The sequence below is a fragment of the Helicobacter burdigaliensis genome (assembly GCF_003670295.1).
Lineage (GTDB): Bacteria > Campylobacterota > Campylobacteria > Campylobacterales > Helicobacteraceae > Helicobacter_D > Helicobacter_D burdigaliensis.
On sequence record NZ_QXJG01000003.1, the window covers coordinates 1 to 17218 of the forward strand.

Sequence of the window (17218 nt, forward strand, 5' to 3'; positions counted from 1 at the left end):
TCTTAATGGTTTTTTTTTAAAAAATTAAAAAACATTAAAAATAAAAATTAATTTAAATTTTTTTTTTTTTGTTTCATTTTTACCCCCCCGTTTGTTTTTTAAACTTAAAACCCCCCCCCCCCCCGCACCTAAAATAGTTCCGAGTTAGGTTAGATAAATTGTAGTATTAGTATATAACTCCTAGCTTTAAAATAATATAAGATATGAACTATTTTTATATAAAATATAATTTAAATACTAAAAACTTATATAATTTTTATAATTTTAGATATTTTAAAACAATAAGATTCTTTCTTTAAAACTTATATATTAAGATTTATCATAGAAACTACCCTATTTTTCAAAACTTTATCCATTGCTAAAATATTACAATAATCAGTAAAACTAAAATTTATTTTTAAGTAGCTACATATGAATAAATAAAATTTGAATCAATTTCTATCTTATACAAATTTGCCTAAATAATTCTAGAAACAAAAGGATAATTTATTGTAAAAGTATAATGGATAAAATTTTAAGAGATTAATTTGCTTAACAGCTTTAAGAAAGATAAAAAAAGAAAAAGGCAAAAGCGGGAGGGGGAATTACATCATTCCACCCATACCGCCCATTCCACCCATACCGCTCATATCTGGCATAGCTGGTTTATCTTCTTTAATTTCATGCACTGTTGCTTCTGTGGTTAGAAGTAGGCTTGAAACAGATACTGCATTTTGCAATGCGATTCTTGCTACTTTTAGTGGATCAATAATTCCTGCTTCAAACATATCTACATAATTTCCACTTGAAGCGTCAAATCCATTATTTGCATTTGAATCTTTTTCTACATTATTTACCACTACACCATCATCAAATCCTGCATTTGTAGCAATTTGCTTAATAGGAGCTTTGATTGCTCTTTTGATGATTTCATATCCAATTTTCTCATCACCGCTTAAGTCTAAATTCACCTTAGCAGCCGCTCTAATTAATGCAGCTCCACCACCGATGATAATTCCTTCTTCAACAGCAGCTTTTGTAGCTGAGAGTGCATCATCTACTCTATCTTTTTTCTCTTTCATCTCTACTTCACTTGCAGCACCTACTTTGATAACTGCTACACCACCGCTTAGCTTTGCTAATCTCTCTTGTAGCTTTTCTTTATCATAATCGCTTGTTGTGCTTTCAATTTGAGTTTTGATTTGTGCAATTCTAGCTTCTACTGCACTTTTCTCACCCGCACCATCTACGATAGTTGTGTTATCTTTGTCAATTACAATTCTTGCAGCTTGTCCTAGATCTTCAATGCTTGCATTTTCTAGCGTTTTGCCAAGTTCTTCGCTAATTACTTCACCACCTGTTAAAGTAGCAATATCTTTTAGCATTTCTTTTCTTCTATCACCAAATCCTGGAGCTTTAACCGCTGCTACATTTAGCACACCTCTTAGTTTATTTACTACTAAAGTTGTTAATGCCTCTCCTTCAATATCTTCTGCGATGATTAAAAGTGGCTTACCACTTTTCATTGTAGATTCTAAAAGTGGAAGAATATCTTTCATAGAAGTGATTTTCTTATCTGTCAAAAGAATATAAGGGTGCTCTAATTCTGCTTCCATTTTATCACTATTTGTAACAAAATAAGGACTTAAATAACCTCTATCAAATTGCATTCCTTCCACAACGCTTAATTCATCATTAATACCCTTAGCTTCTTCAACAGTGATAACACCATCTTTACCTACTTTTTCCATAGCTTCAGCGATTAAATCACCTACTTTAACATCAGAGTTTGCAGAGATTGAAGCAACTTGTGCAATTTCTTTTTTACCTGAAACTGGTTTTGACATTTTCTTTAGCTCTTCTGTGATAGCTTCAGCTGCTTTATCCATACCTCTTTTAACTTCTACTGGATTTGCACCTGCAGTGATATTTCTTAAACCTTCTTTAAAAATGCTATATGCTAGAACTGTTGCAGTTGTAGTTCCATCACCTGCCGCATCTGCAGTTTTACTTGCTACTTCTTTTACAAGTTGTGCTCCCATATTTGCAATAGGATCTGCTAATTCGATTTCTTTAGCAACTGATACACCATCTTTTGTGATACTTGGAGCACCAAAGCTTTTTTGGATTAGTACATTTCTTCCTCTTGGCCCCATTGTTACTTTAACAGCATCACTTAATTGTTTTACACCTTCATATAATCTATTTCTTGCGTTATCTGAAAAATTAATTTCTTTACTTGCCATATTTTACTCCTTAAAATTAAGCTAAAACACCTAAAACATCTTCTAATTTTAAAATCAAATACTCTTTTCCATCTAGTTTTACTTCTGTTCCAGAATATTTTCCAAATACAATTTTATCATTTACATTTACTTCTTTTACTTCACTTCCGATAGCTTTTACTACACCCATTAGTGGCTTTTCTTTAGCGTTATCAGGAATGATAATTCCAGAAGCAGTTTTTGTATCTTCTTCAAGTCTTTCTACTAAGACTCTTTCTCCAAGTGGTTTGAAATTCATAGGATTCCTCCATAAAAATTTATTTTGTTAAAACGCTTGAAATTATAGTTAGTTTTTTTTCTTTTGTCAATACTCTAAGTAAAAAAATTCATTATATCTTAGTCTAAATGACTAAAGTTTCATAAGCTTAATAAGCTAATATTAGAAACTACTCACTTTTTAAATGTTTATTTAAAAGAGTTGCGTATTATTTTTATTTTTAATAAATAAAAAAGTAAAAAAGGATTATATTTTCAATATTTTAAGTATATTTTTGGAGTTTTCTATGTATTCAAAACGCGTTAGCAATCTATCTTCATCTATTACCATAGCCATTAGCACACTAGCCCGTGAGCTAAAAGCACAAGGCAGGGATATTTTATCTTTTTCAGCGGGTGAGCCTGACTTTGACACACCACAAGTCATTAAAGATGCTGCTATAAAAGCCTTGCAAGAGGGTTTTACAAAATACACAGCAGTCGCTGGAATCCCAGAACTTTTAGATGCGATTAGAGAAAAGTTACAAAGAGAAAACAATCTTAGCTACTCTAATGATGAGATTATAGTAAATAATGGTGCTAAACATTCCCTCTTTAATGTCTTTCAAGCTTTAATTGATGAGGGTGATGAAGTGATTATCCCCTCTCCTTATTGGGTAACTTATCCTGAACTTGTTACTTATAGTGGAGGTAAAAATGTCTTTATCCATACCAAAGAAGAAAATAAATTCAAAATCACAAAAGAGGAGTTAAAAGACGCAATCACTCCTAAAACAAAAATACTTGTTTTAACTACCCCATCAAATCCTACGGGTATGGTTTATTCTAAAGAGGAGCTTTTAGAGTTAGCAGAAGTGCTAAAAGGAACTAATATTTGGGTAGTAAGTGATGAGATTTATGAAAAGCTAGTCTATGATGGTGAATTTACTTCAAGTGCGAGTGTAAGTTCTGATATGCTAGAGAGAACTATCACTATCAATGGCTTAAGTAAAGCAGTAGCAATGACAGGTTGGCGTATAGGCTATCTAGCTACAAAAGATAAAAAATTACGCTCATTCATCAATAATCTTCAAAGCCAAAGCATTTCTAATATCAACTCCATCACTCAAAAAGCCTCTATTTTAGGACTTAATGGAAGTGCAGATTCTGATATTGAAAAAATGAGAATCGCTTTTAAACAAAGACGGGATATTGCAGCAAAAAAATTCAATGCAATTAGCGGACTTAATGTAATTGTGCCTGATGGTGCTTTTTATCTTTTTGTAAATTGTTCTAAAATAGAACAAGATTCTATGAAGTTTTGTAAAGAGCTTTTAGAAAAAGAAGGGGTTGCGGTAGTTCCTGGCATTGGCTTTGGTATGGAAGGATATTTAAGATTCTCTTTTGCTACGGATTTAGCAAGCATAGAAAAAGGGATTGAAAGAATTGCAAATTTCTGCTCCCATTAAAATTTAAATTTTGGAATACATTTTGCTTATCTTGTAACAACAAACCAAAACAAGGTAGGCAAAAATGAATGTAAATAACCAAAAAGGAATGTTTGGACTTCTTAGCCAAGCATATGACAATCAATACAACAATAAAGACAATAATATTTCAGGCTACCCTAAGCAAAATAGCAACTCTGCTTTTAATATAGAAGAAGCCTCTAATGTTAGCGAAACTTCAAGTCTCTTCTCTACAAATGGAACCTTTTTTAACCCAAGCCTTATTCAAGATAGCTTTGAAAGTAGCAATGAGCTTTCAAAAATTCAAAGTTTTGCTTCTAGCTTTGATGAAGAAATTAAAGATTTAGGGAGTGCTAAAAAGCTCGGTGAGGCTATGTATGACAATGGCATTTTAAACCAACAAGAAAAAATGGGATTTGACTTACTGGCTAAACTCAATCCTACTTTAGATTCTAATATTACTAACAATCTCATTCAAAACTCAAATCTAAGTAGTGAAAATGCAAAACTTCTTAGCAATGTAGATAAAAAGATTGGTGCAGTAAGATATTTTGGTGGATTTTAACCTTATATTATTTAAATAGCTAAAATTTACATATTGCCACTTATCTTCACAAAGCAAGCTTATCTATTCTATGGCAATCTAAAAAAGGTTGCTATAGATTTACACACACTTTATTTACACCAAAAAAATCGGCTACTTTAGCAGTAAGATAAAAGGCTTTACCCATAAACTAGGCAAACATTACATTTTATTCACGATAACAAATACAAAAAATATAAGTTTTACAATGATATAAAGACAAGAAGTATTCTTTATTGTAAAAAATTCTCGTGGCATAAGACAAAATGCTTGCAGTTTTAGAGTTTCCCATTTATCATCTAAATTTACTTAAAAACAAAGAGCTTAAAGGAGTATTTATTTTACACTCACAAAAAGCAATAAAACTTTATATAAAAAGATTTTGTGCGTGGCAATAAAGCTTCAAGCAAACTCTTAAGAGAGCACTCTTAAAATACTTTTTTATGAAGCAAAGATAAAAAGATTTTGCAATGATTCTATAAATAGTTTAAATTTGTTGGCAATTTTTTCTTAGATTTACGCTGCACTTGTTGGACAACAAAAAGCTTTCAACAACACATAGAGCTAACTAATTTTATTCATACAAACAAGATTACAAACCTTGCAAAGCTCATCATAAATCTTACCCTCTAAAAACCGCCAAAGGAGAAAAGCTTTGAGAAGTTGGCATCATTTCTAGCATATTTATATTCACATGCTTTGGTAAGTTTGCAACCCAAAATACAGCCTTAGCGACATCTTTTGGTTTTAGTGCATTAGAATCTTTATAAAGCTCTTCTACTTTTTTACCATCCCCTTTAAAACGTACATAAGAAAACTCGCTATCGCTCACAAGCCCTGGTTCAATATCACACACCCTCACATTGCTTCCTGCTAAATCTGCCCTCAAATTTAAAGAAAACTGCCTAGTAAATGCCTTCGTCGCACCATATACATTTCCACCCGGATAAGGATAACGCCCAGCAATTGAACCCATATTTATAATATGCCCCTCTTTTCTTTTTACCATTTGAGGCAAAATAAGATTTGTTAGAAAGCACAATGCACTAACATTTACATCAATCATTCTTTGCCAATCATTAAAATCACATTCATTTGCACTCTCTAATCCTAAAGCCAATCCTGCATTATTAACCAACACATCAATATTTGCAAACTCTTTAGGTAAAGCTTCTATTTCTTGTTTAATTTTCTCATAATCAGCAATATCACACGCAATAATATGGCATAAAATCCCTTTTGCATTCAATTCTTGTTTTAATGCTTCTAATCTCTCTTTGCGTCTTGCAATAGCGATAATTTTATTTCCTTCTTTTGCAAACTCTCTTGCAATCTCTAAACCAATTCCTGATGAAGCACCACTAATGCAAATAACCATCTTTAACCTTTCTTATATTTTGCATTTTGAAATCACTTCATAGTGATCTTTAATCTCTTGTTCTTTTTGGCGTTCATCTTTTGGAATCTTCTCCATAATCTCTTTTGCATTTTGACAATCTTTCATTTTATAAAAACCCCAAGCTAGAGAATCCAAATAATAAATATTATTAGGTTCTATCTTTAAAGCTCTTTGCACATAATTTATCCCGCTTTTAATATCTAAAGAATGATCAATTAACAGATAACCAAGATAATTTGCATACAAAGCATTATCAAGATGCTTTAAAGAAGTTTTTAGTTTTTGGCTAATAATTTCTAAAGATTTTTTATCCTTTTTACCACTTTCATAAAGATAGATTGCCTCTTGTGCCAGATAATCATAATTACCTGTTTTTGCAAAAAGCTTTTGCAACATTGCAATTGCCTTTTGATGATCCTTTTGATAACGATAAATATCCAATAACATCTCTTCTTGCTTTGGCATATTAGGATATTTTTCTATAAATTTTTGTGCTAAATTAATATCTTTTAGCTCAAAATAAATTTGCAAAACAGCCCGAATATACTCTTCTTTATTTGTCTTGACATAGCTCATCTCATAAACTTTAGCGGCTAATTTATATTGTTTTTGCTCCAAATACAAAATAGCTAAGCGTTTTGCTGCTCCCTCATCATATCCCCTCATTTTTAAATGTGCTTCATAATAACCCACTGCTTTTTGTCTATCATTTAAAAACAACACATAAATAGAAGCGAGCCTATCCAAAAGTTCCACACTATAAGTTTTATGATAAGCTTTTTTCAAAAATTTAACAGCATTTTCATAATCTTTTTGCAAAAAATATACAGAAGAAACAATTTCAAAATTTTGCGCTGAAGGGCTTTGCGCAATCAGTCTTTTAGCAACTCCTAATGCATTTTTAAAATCTTTTTGACTAGAATAAATACCAATAAGTGCTTGTTGCATATCCTCATCTTTGGGATATTTCTTAAGATATTTTAATGCCACTTCTTTAGCATTTGTATAATCTTTTTGTAGCACCATAATCCCTACAATTTCTTTGAGATATTTATAATCACTACTAATTTTAAAAGCCCCTTTAAAGCCCTCTTTAGCACCCTCTAAATCTTTATTATCCAACGCATTATATGCTTGAAAAATAAAAACATCTTCTAGTTGATTTAAAACCGCCTTTTGCTTACTTTTTTCCGTATTAGTCTTTACTTGTTTAGCTCCACTTTGAAGCTCTTTAGCAGAGAAACAACCCACAAATGTAAAAAACGCCAATAAACCAAAACTCACAAAAATAAATCTTTTATATCGCATCAACAATTCCCATACATTCATTTTTTAACTCACTATAATCTTGCTTAAATCCCTTCCAGAATGGAAATGTCCTACACTGCCATGGACGCACTTTATAAATTTCACATTCTCCTTTTTCTTCATCTAAGAAAATACAAGCATACCCTTTACCCTCTTTCTCCTTTTTCTCTAGTAAAGAATATCCATCCACTACTTTTCTAATGTATTTTTGCGTAAATTCCACAAAGTCCATCCCTAAAAAATCTGCAATGTTTTGCATCTCTTCTAACCTAAGATATACATATCCACTCTCACCCTTACAGCACTTTCCACCACATTCTTTACATTTACTCTCATCAAATGAGAATTTAAAACCCTCTTGTTTTAGCATTTGATACTATAAGTTCCTCCCTTTTTATAAATTTCTTGCACTTCTTTGCTAAACTCTCCATTAATATGTGTAAATAATGGAGGTAAAATTTGCGTTTGGCTTTTAGAATCCTTTTTAGCTCTACACAAAAATAGCGTAGAATCCTTTAAATCATTAGGATGCACAAACCGCACACAAAGGGGACGCATTTTACAAGCATAAAGCATACCAAAAATTTTATGAAATTGTTTAGAATCATAACAAAAAATAAATTCCCCTTGTGGTTTTAACACCTTATAAACTTTTTTTAAAAAAGCTTCAAAGGGTAAATTTTCTTCATATCTAGCACAAAAAATATCATAATTTTTACTTTTTATCACACCCTCATAATAAAAAGGAGGATTACTAAGCACAATATCAAACCCCCCTTCTATAAAGGAAGTTTCTAAAAAATCTCCCAAAATAACATTAGATTTAATTTGATTAATTTTAGAATTAATCAAACTTAATTCTGCCATTTTAGGATTCTTCTCTACCATAGTTAAATCAATCTGAAAATCTCTTGCACACAGCAATCCTAAAATCCCACTTCCTGAACCCACTTCTAAAACCTTTTTTTTTAGATCTTAGAAATTTTGTGCAAAAATCATATAAAAATAATGTATCGCTATTATAACAATATCCATCTTTTGGCTGATAAATCTGCAATTTCTCTCAACTTTACTATAAAAATTTATATCCATTATAACAAGTTTATTTTAACTCTTGATTATAAATAAAGTGCAAACTTATAAACTTTTGCTATAATTTATACTTATTATATAAAGTAAATGGGAATGAAATGTTTGGATTTTTGATAGGTTTAAATGCTAAAACAAAAAAGGGTTTGATTGAACAAGCTCACAATAAACGCCATTTTGAATTTGACCTTACAAAATGGGAAGGAAGCTTAAAAGAATTACAGCCCAACTTAGAAGTGGAGTTTGAACTCTCTTCTTCTAAGGAAGTAATTTCAGTAAAAGCAAAGCCAATGCCCAAAACTGGAGATTTCAAAATCCATCAAACACGAAGCATTAAAGAATGTATTTATAATTATTTTGGCAGTGTAGAAAACCTAATCACTCAATATCAAGATTCCATAAAATCCGATAAAAAACTAGATTTTTTAAGGATTAAACGCTTTTTATTTACAGCCTATAATGATCTTTTTGAACTTGATAGCACCATTCCTAATATGGCATTAAGCAATTTAAAATCCGAAATTATAGCCCTTGATAAAGAGTTTGAAAGCTTTAGCAAAAAATCTTCTTATCCACCTGAAAACTCTTATGAAAAAATCTTTCTTGCACGCCAAATAGAATTTGTCAAAAATGAAGAACTCATAGAAACAACACGCTCTATTATAAAAAGTGCCTCCATACAACAAGCCTCTATGGGTTCTACACTAAAAAATATGGAAGAAAACTTTTTAAAACGCCAAGACAAAGGAAGCCTAAACTATCTACAAGCTCAAACACAACTTAAGCATTTTAGAAAACGCTATGTAGATTTACTCCACTATCTTTCCTTGCAAAAAGAAAAACTTGCAAAAATCACAAAAGCTGGAGAAGATTTTGAGGAGGAATTTTTTGAACCTTTTTTAAAAAGCTATATTCCTTTAATCAAAGAATTAAAAAGAGATTTTATAGAGCTTTTAAACACCAAAGCTTATGATCTTGATAAACTTTTATGGCAGAGGGCAAAAAGAAGTCTAAGTGTGCGAAGATTTTTCATAGAAGCAGGAATTACAGGAACTTATAGCTCCAAAACTTTTTTAAAATATTTTCTAAGAAGCCTTGATACAACAAAAATCCGCAAAGACACTAAAGAACTCTTTGATCTTTTGCATTATTTAGAGAGCTTTTCTAAAAAGAATATTCTTTTAATCCAGCAATCCTTAAATGACTTAAAGCATTATAGAGAATATCTTAGTAATTTTGATAATGATCTAGTCGTAAGCATTTCTAACAATCCAACAGAATGCATTATCAATAAAAGTGCTTCCCTTAATGAAAATAAAACTGATATGTGTTTTAATGTTATCATTATGGAATGGCAAGTAAGTCAAATGAATATTTTAGAATTCAAACAAAAATATACAGAAATTGACAAAACCAAAGAAACAGAATTTTGTGCAATTATAGATAAAAGTATCTCTAAGCAAAATATTCAAGAAGCTAAAGATTTAGGCATTAAACACTTCATACCCAAAAACGAACCTGAGCAATTTATAGATATGATGCGCTTAATTTTATAAGACTTATTGAAATTTTTGCTATAATATGCACCATAACTTTAATATACCACCTAAGGATAGGGCGTTTTATGAAATTTAATCCTATTTTAGATACATTGCAAACCTATGAAGCAGGAAAGCCTATTGAGCTTGTAGTGCGTGATTTTGGACTAAGTGCTGATAGTATTATCAAATTAGCTTCTAATGAGAATCCTCTTGGAGCAAGCAAAAAAGTTATTCAAGCTCTAAAAGATAACGCACATTTAGTACATCTTTATCCTGATGATTCTTATTATGCTTTAAAAGAGGCTCTTTGCTATCATTATAGTATCTTAGCTCAGGAGATTATCATAGGAGCTGGAAGTGATCAGATTATAGAATTTTGTATTCACGCTAAAGCTCCTAGCAAAGTTTTAATGGCTAAAACTACTTTTGCTATGTATGAAATTTATTCTAAAAGTATAGGTGCTAAGATTTTAAAAACAAAAAGCGATTCCCATAATCTTAGTGAATTTTTAGAACTCTATAAACTCCACAATCCCGAGGTCATCTTCTTATGTATTCCTAATAATCCTTTGGGGGAATGCCTAGATAAAAAAGAGGTTTTTAGCTTTTTAAAGCAAATCTCTAAAAATACTTTAGTAATCGTTGATGGGGCTTATCAAGAGTATGCAGCCTTTAAAGATGGAAACAAAGAAATAAAACCCAAAGAGCTAATAGAGCAATTTCCAAACTGCATTTATCTAGGAACTTTTTCCAAAGCTTATGGACTTGGGGGAATGCGTGTGGGATATGGTATTGCAAAAGAGGAAATCATCTCTCATCTTTTAAAAATTCGCCCTCCTTTTAATATCACCACCCTTTCTTTATGTGCTGCAACAATAGCTTTAAAGGATAAGGAACACATTCAAAAGACTTTACAAAACAATTTTTCGCAAATGCAAAGCTATGAGGAATTTGCTAAGCAAAACAAAATAGATTTTATCCCCTCTTTTACAAACTTTATTACTTTTCTTTTAGAGAGAATAGATTCTAATGCTCTTGCAGATTTTCTTTTAAAAAGAGGTATTATTATTAGAAACCTAAAAAGCTATGGCTTAAATGCTGTGCGTATCACAATAGGTACTAAAGAACAAAATCAAAAGCTTTTTAAAGCATTTGAAGAATTTTTAAAAGCATCAGTATAAGGATAGGAAAATTTGGATTTAAAAGCACTTTTTGAACAAATTAGAAATCTTTACAAAAGACTAAACAAGAAGCAAAAAATTGTTATTTTAGCAACAATCGTTGCTATTGTTGGCTTTATTTCTGCACTCATTGTTTGGAATTCTATTAACAATAAAGGTAGCGGAATATATCCGGGTTATGCAGTGCTTTTTGAAAATGTTAGCGGAGAAGATGGAGCACTTATTATCCAACAACTCCAACAAGATAAAATCCCCTATAAAATTCCAAAAGACAATACTATTTTAATCCCACAAGAGTTTGTTTATGAACAAAGGATGAAGCTTGCTAGCAATGGAATCCCAAAAAGTAGCAAGGTAGGCTTTGAAATTTTTGATATTAAAGATTTTGGTGCAACAAGTTTTCAAGAAAAAATCAAACTCTTAAGGGCATTAGAAGGAGAATTAGCAAGAACCATTGAAAGTCTTGCTCCCATAGAAAAAGCTATCGTGCATATTGCCATGCCAGAAAAAACCGTCTTTGTAAGCGAACAAGAGCCTTCTACTGCCTCTGTTACCCTTTCTATAAAACCTGGACAAACACTCACTCCAAAACAAGTTTTGGGGGTAAAAAATATCGTAATTTCTGCAGTTCCTGGACTTTCTATACAAAATGTTACGATTGCAAATAGCAATGGAGAACCATTAAGCGAGTTAGATGAATTAGGAGGTGCTAGAGAATTAGCCTTAGCACAACTCCGCTATAAAGAAAACTTTGAAAAAGCATTAGAAGAAAAAATCGTCAATATCCTAGCCCCTATTGCAGGAGGAAGCGAGGGTGTAGTAGCAAAGGTTACTGCAGAATTTGACTTTGCTCAAAAAGAAAGCACACAAGAATACTATGATCCAAACAATGTCGTAAGAAGTGAGCAAAACCTAGAAGAAAAAAGAGAAGGATTCCCACCAAAAGAAATTGGTGGAGTTCCAGGAGTAGTTAGCAATATTGGTCCCACACAAGGTTTAAATGATGAGGGCGCTAAAGAAAAATATGAAAAATCCCAAACTACAACCAATTATGAAATTAGCAAAACTATCTCTAATATAAAAGGAGAATTTGCTACAATCCGCAAAATTTCAGCGGCTGTCGTGGTAGATGGTAAGTATAAAAAAACTATTGATGAAGCAGGAGTAGAACAGCTTGAGTATATCCCTCTTAGCGAAGAAGCTATGCAAAATATTACCTCTCTTGTAAGAGGATCCATTGGCTACACTCAAGCAAGGGGTGATGAAGTTTCTGTAAGCAATTTCCAACTCAATGGACAACTCTCTGGCTTTAAAGCTAGAACCCCACTAGAACGCTTTTTGGCTTCCACTAAGGAACTCTTAGAACCTTTTATGCCACTTTTAAAATATGTGATTGTGGGAATTATCCTTTATTTCTTCTACAAAAAGGTTATCTTGCCCTTTAGTGAGCGAATGCTTGAGGCAAAACCTGATGAAGAAGAAGAGATTGAATCTTTATTAAAAATTGATGAAGATGAAGAAGAAAATGATGATCGCCTCAATGAAATGCGAAGACGCATTGAAGATCAACTTGGCTTTAGTGGTTCTAATGAAGATGAGATTAAATATAATGTTCTATTAGAAAAAATCAAAGAAGTCGCCACAGAAAAACCGGAAGAATTAGCAAGTCTTTTCCAAACTCTTGTCCATGATGAGCTTGGAATTGATGGTTTTAGCTCACAAAAAGGGAGAAATTAATGCCTTCAATTTCTTTAAATCCAAAGCAACAAGCACAATATGATGAATTTTCAATGGCAGAGAAAATTGCCATTTTACTCATTCAACTTGGAGATGAGATTACAGGAGAAATTTTCTCACATTTAGATTTAGATTCTATTACAGAAATCTCAAAATACATCGCACAAAACTCCGGAATTGACAAAGCGGTTGCGGGTGCAGTTTTAGAAGAATTTTATGCGATTTTTCAATCTAATCAATACATCTCTACAGGTGGTTTTGAATATGCTAAAGAGCTATTATACCGCACACTAGGTCCAGAAGCCGCTAAAAAAGTTTTAGACAAGCTTGCAAAATCTATGCAAAGCTCCCAAAACTTTGCCTATCTATCGCGTGTGCGTCCCCAACAGCTTTCAGACTTCATTATCCATGAGCACCCACAAACAATTGCTTTAATCCTAGCACATATGGATCCTACAAATGCAGCTGAAACGCTAAACTTCTTCTCTGATGATTTAAGGGCAGAGATTGCTATCCGTATGGCAAATCTAGGAGATATTTCTCCAAATGTTGTAAAACGTGTTTCCACAGTGCTAGAAAACAAGCTAGAATCTCTTACAAGCTATAAAGTAGAAGTAGGAGGCATTAGAGCAGTGGCTGAAGTATTTAACCGCCTTGGACAAAAGGCAGCAAAGGCAACCATTGCTTATATTGAGCAAATTGATGATCAACTAGCCGCCGCAATTAAAGAAATGATGTTTACTTTTGAAGATATTGAAAAGCTTGATAATAACGCTATTAGAGAAATTTTAAAAATAGTGGATAAAAAAGATTTGATTTTAGCTTTAAAAGCCTCTCCTGAAGAGCTAAAACAAAAATTTATGTCTAATATGAGTCAAAGAGCGGGAGAGCAATTTTTAGAAGAAATGCAATTTTTAGGTGCTGTGAAAGTCAAAGATGTAGAAGCAGCCCAAAGACGCATCGTTGAAAGTGTGCAATCACTCTCTGAACAAGGCGTAATTCAAATTGGCGAACAAGAGGATACCATTGAATAATATAAACGAACACGAAAATGTAATTACTGGCGAACACAAAAATAGGCACGATATTAAAAAGTATAATTTTCGCAATATGGAAGTTTCTAAAAATACACAAAATGCCCCCCAAAGCTCTACTTCTAGCAATACACAAAGCATTATTGAAGAAGCCCCTATTGCCAAAGAGCAACCTTTAGAAGCTACCCCTCTTCCAGTAGAAACCCCCGCTGCTCCACAGCCTATGATAGATGCTCCTGCTTTAAAACTTTTTGAAGCAGAAGTTGTGGATAAAATTTTACAAAAAAGTGATGTTTTAGCACAATCTTTGCAAAAGCTTCAAGAGCAATTTGACAAGCAAGAACAAGAAATCGCAAGCAAAGTAGCTAATGCAGAAAATAAAGCGAAAGAAGCAGGATTTAGCGAAGGCTATTCTAAAGCAAAAGAAGAACTAGAAGCTTCTATTAATGCGCAAAAAGAACTTTATGCCTTAAGCATTACGCGTTTAAATCAAAATATTGAAGATTCTAAAAACCATATTTTAAAATTAGAAAAAGAATTAAGCTCCATTGCACTAGATATAGCAAAAGAAGTAATTTTAAGCGAGGTTAGCTCTAATAGCTCTAAAATCGCTTCTTCTTTAGCTAGAGCACTTCTTAGCAATGTCGCACAAAACTCAAATATTACCCTAAAAGTTTTTCCCGGAGATTTTGAAAGCTTAAAAGAAACCTTGCAAGATTTAACCCATATTAAAATAGAAGCCGATAAAGCAATTGCTAAGGGTGGCGTAGTTATTATGAGTAATGAGGGCAACATTGATGGAGATTTGCACTTGCGTTTTGAAACTTTGAAAAAATCCATTCTTGAAAACAAGGATTAATATGCCATTACCGCAAATTTATTTGGATATTTTAGCCAAAAGAGATTTTAATGAAGAATCTCTTTTAAAACTCAATGAATTAGCTACTTTAATCCGCTCTAGAATCTTAGAAGTCGTTTCTAAAAATGGGGGACATTTAAGCTCTACTTTAGGTGCTGTGGAGCTTATTATTGGAATGCATGCTGTATTTAATAGCCCAAAAGATCCTTTTATTTTTGATGTTTCTCATCAAGCATATGCACATAAACTCTTAACAGGGCGTTGGGATTCTTTTGCCAGCTTGCGACAAAGCGGTGGGATTAGCGGTTTTACAAAGCCAGATGAAAGTGAGCATGATTATTTTATCGCAGGACATAGCTCCACTTCTATCTCTCTTGGTGTGGGAGTAGCTAAGGCAATCTCACTTAATAATGAGGATAAGATTCCTGTTGTATTAATCGGCGATGGTGCTATGAGTGCAGGTTTAGCTTATGAAGCATTAAACGAGCTAGGCGATAGAAAATATCCTATGGTAATTATCCTCAATGATAATGAAATGAGTATTGCTGAACCCATTGGTGCAATTAGCAAATATCTCTCTCAAGCAATTGCTGGAAAATTCGTCCAAAGCATTAAAAACAAGCTTGGTAATATTATAAGCAATGCCCCAAATGCAACCTATTTAGCTAAGCGTTTTGAAGAATCTATAAAACTCATTACCCCGGGTATGCTTTTTGAAGAGCTTGGCTTAGAATACATAGGACCTATTGATGGACATAATATTAAAGAAATCATCAATGCCTTAAAAATTGCAAAAAATATTAAAAAACCTATCGTAATCCACGCCCAAACCCTAAAAGGCAAAGGATACTCCCCAGCTGAAGGGCATTTAGAGGCTTGGCATGGAGTAAGCCCTTTTGATATGAAAATAGGCAAAACAATCTCTAAAGCAAGCACCCCCTCCCCTACACAGGTTTTTGCAAACACTCTTTTAGAAATTGCTAAAGAAGATTCTAAAGTCGTAGGAATTACTGCTGCTATGCCTAGTGGAACAGGACTAGATTTACTCATTAAAGAAATGCCAAATCGCTTTTGGGATGTGGCAATCGCAGAACAACACGCAGTAACACAAAGCTCCTCTTTGGCAAAAGAAGGTTTTAAGCCCTTTGTAGCAATTTATTCTACCTTTTTACAAAGAGGATATGATCAAATCATTCACGATGTAGGCATTTTAAAAACCCCTGTGAAATTTGCTATTGATAGAGCAGGAATCGTAGGTGAAGATGGGGAAACACATCAAGGAGTATTTGATATTAGCTTTTTAAAACCTATCCCAAATTTTACAATTTTTGCACCGCGTGATAATGCTACACTAAAAGAAGCAATCCATTTTGCAAACTCTTACAATGAAGGTCCCTGTGCTTTTAGATACCCACGAAAATCTTTTAAACTAAAAGAAAATATTTTCACACCCACCCCCTTTAAGCTTGGCAAACTAGAAGAACTACAAAAAGGAGAAAAAGTCTTGCTTATCGGTTTTGGCAATGGAGTGGGAAAAGCATATGAATGTGCTAATGCCTTAAAAGAAATTGCCAAATTAGAATGTGGTATTATTGATTTACGCTTTATTAAGCCATTAGATACAGAAAACTTAGCTAAAATTGGCACAAACTACCCTTATTGGTTTGTTTTTAGCGATAGTGTAAAAATTGGAGGAGTTGGGGAGAGCCTTTGTGCTTTTGTAAATGAATCTAATTTAGATGTAAAGGTGCATTCTTTTGAATTTAGAGATGAGTTTATCCCCCATGGAAAAACTGAAGAAATTGAAGAAAAGCTAGGTTATAGCAACCACGCACAAACTATTTTAAATTTACTAAAGGTTAAATAATGAGATTTTTACTAGCATTTATTTTATGCTTTACACTCACACAAGCAGAAGAAATTGACTATTTAGAGTTTGAAGAAGAATTTCAAACTCCTATCATCAAAGACCCTTTTGAAAGTTATAATCGGGCTATGACAAATTTTAATTGGAAAGTTTATGATTATGTGCTTAGCCCCACCTTAAATGCATATAACACAATAACGCCAAAAGGCTTAAGACTTGGAGTAAATAACTTTTTTGACAATCTTGGCGCTCCGCTTCGTTTTGTTACGCATTTATTACAACTAAGAGTTAAAAATGCTTTTGATGAGCTTGGAAGATTCGCACTTAACTCTACCTTTGGACTTGGAGGAGTGCTAGATATTGCTACTCCAAATGGATTGTATTTAAAAGAATCTGATTTTGGTGTTATGCTTAATACTTGGGGTGTTGATGGAGGCTTTCATATCGTATTACCCTTTCTTGGACCAAAAAACTTTAGAGATGTTTTGACAATGCCTCTTAATGCTCTTGCCTATCCTGTAAGCTATGTAGAGCCTTTCTGGGCTTCTTTTGGAATCTATACCTATAAAGAACTAAATTATATAGCAATTCACAAAAAAACTATTGAAACTTTTAGAAATGATAGTTTAGATTCCTATATTCTTTTGCGTAATAGCTATGAGCAAAATAGAAATTCACTCTCAAAGGATTAA

Annotated in this window: 15 protein-coding genes; 9 read left to right on the top strand and 6 right to left on the bottom strand. The window is 32.7% G+C overall.

Features of this window, described 5'->3' with window-relative positions:
- Positions 1 to 584: 584 nt before the first annotated feature.
- Complete coding sequence (groL, locus tag EBF09_RS02260; RefSeq protein WP_121763529.1) at positions 585 to 2225, bottom strand: chaperonin GroEL; 1641 nt, start codon at positions 2223 to 2225, stop codon at positions 585 to 587.
- A gap of 16 nt (positions 2226 to 2241) precedes the next feature.
- A complete protein-coding gene (gene groES, locus EBF09_RS02265) occupies positions 2242 to 2502 on the bottom strand; it encodes a co-chaperone GroES (RefSeq protein WP_121763530.1) in 261 nt (86 codons plus the stop codon).
- Positions 2503 to 2767: 265 nt separating this feature from the next.
- Between groES and EBF09_RS02270 the strand changes: the two genes are divergently transcribed.
- Entirely contained in the window at positions 2768 to 3928 is a 1161-nt protein-coding gene (locus tag EBF09_RS02270) for a pyridoxal phosphate-dependent aminotransferase (RefSeq protein ID WP_121763531.1), read from the top strand.
- A 64-nt stretch (positions 3929 to 3992) separates the two neighbouring features.
- Complete coding sequence (locus tag EBF09_RS02275) at positions 3993 to 4493, top strand: hypothetical protein (protein WP_121763532.1); 501 nt, start codon at positions 3993 to 3995, stop codon at positions 4491 to 4493.
- A gap of 640 nt (positions 4494 to 5133) precedes the next feature.
- Here the strand turns inward: EBF09_RS02275 and EBF09_RS02280 are convergent.
- From EBF09_RS02280 to EBF09_RS02295, 4 genes are read right to left on the bottom strand one after another with little or no spacing between them, the layout of a single operon-like run.
- Complete coding sequence (locus EBF09_RS02280) at positions 5134 to 5889, bottom strand: SDR family NAD(P)-dependent oxidoreductase (protein WP_121763533.1); 756 nt, start codon at positions 5887 to 5889, stop codon at positions 5134 to 5136.
- 12 nt (positions 5890 to 5901) lie between these two features.
- A complete protein-coding gene (locus EBF09_RS02285; RefSeq protein ID WP_121763534.1) occupies positions 5902 to 7239 on the bottom strand; it encodes a tetratricopeptide repeat protein in 1338 nt (445 codons plus the stop codon).
- The gene (locus tag EBF09_RS02290) at positions 7208 to 7588 is read right to left on the bottom strand and encodes a YkgJ family cysteine cluster protein (protein WP_121763535.1); all 381 of its coding nucleotides are present in this window, start codon (positions 7586 to 7588) and stop codon (positions 7208 to 7210) included. Before EBF09_RS02290 ends, EBF09_RS02285 begins: the two co-directional genes overlap by 32 nt.
- Complete coding sequence (locus EBF09_RS02295) at positions 7582 to 8169, bottom strand: tRNA1(Val) (adenine(37)-N6)-methyltransferase (RefSeq protein WP_232817625.1); 588 nt, start codon at positions 8167 to 8169, stop codon at positions 7582 to 7584. The genes EBF09_RS02290 and EBF09_RS02295 overlap by 7 nt, the downstream gene beginning before the upstream one ends.
- Positions 8170 to 8408: 239 nt before the next feature.
- Between EBF09_RS02295 and EBF09_RS02300 the strand changes: the two genes are divergently transcribed.
- From EBF09_RS02300 to EBF09_RS02330, 7 genes are all read left to right on the top strand, one after another.
- A complete protein-coding gene (locus EBF09_RS02300) occupies positions 8409 to 9863 on the top strand; it encodes a hypothetical protein (protein ID WP_121763536.1) in 1455 nt (484 codons plus the stop codon).
- A 68-nt stretch (positions 9864 to 9931) separates the two neighbouring features.
- Positions 9932 to 11029, top strand: a complete 1098-nt coding sequence (hisC, locus tag EBF09_RS02305; RefSeq protein WP_121763537.1) for a histidinol-phosphate transaminase — start codon at positions 9932 to 9934, stop codon at positions 11027 to 11029.
- Between the two features lie 12 nt (positions 11030 to 11041).
- Positions 11042 to 12766, top strand: a complete 1725-nt coding sequence (fliF, locus tag EBF09_RS02310) for a flagellar basal-body MS-ring/collar protein FliF (RefSeq protein ID WP_121763538.1) — start codon at positions 11042 to 11044, stop codon at positions 12764 to 12766.
- Complete coding sequence (fliG, locus tag EBF09_RS02315; protein ID WP_111230457.1) at positions 12766 to 13800, top strand: flagellar motor switch protein FliG; 1035 nt, start codon at positions 12766 to 12768, stop codon at positions 13798 to 13800. Before fliF ends, fliG begins: the two co-directional genes overlap by 1 nt.
- Positions 13793 to 14659 carry a flagellar assembly protein FliH gene (gene fliH, locus EBF09_RS02320; RefSeq protein WP_121763539.1) on the top strand — a complete coding sequence of 289 codons (867 nt, stop codon included), beginning with the start codon at positions 13793 to 13795 and terminating at the stop codon, positions 14657 to 14659. Before fliG ends, fliH begins: the two co-directional genes overlap by 8 nt.
- 1 nt (position 14660) lies before the next feature.
- A complete protein-coding gene (dxs, locus tag EBF09_RS02325; RefSeq protein ID WP_121763540.1) occupies positions 14661 to 16526 on the top strand; it encodes a 1-deoxy-D-xylulose-5-phosphate synthase in 1866 nt (621 codons plus the stop codon).
- On the top strand, positions 16526 to 17218 hold the full coding sequence (locus EBF09_RS02330; RefSeq protein ID WP_121763541.1) for an MlaA family lipoprotein: 693 nt from the start codon (positions 16526 to 16528) through the stop codon (positions 17216 to 17218). Before dxs ends, EBF09_RS02330 begins: the two co-directional genes overlap by 1 nt.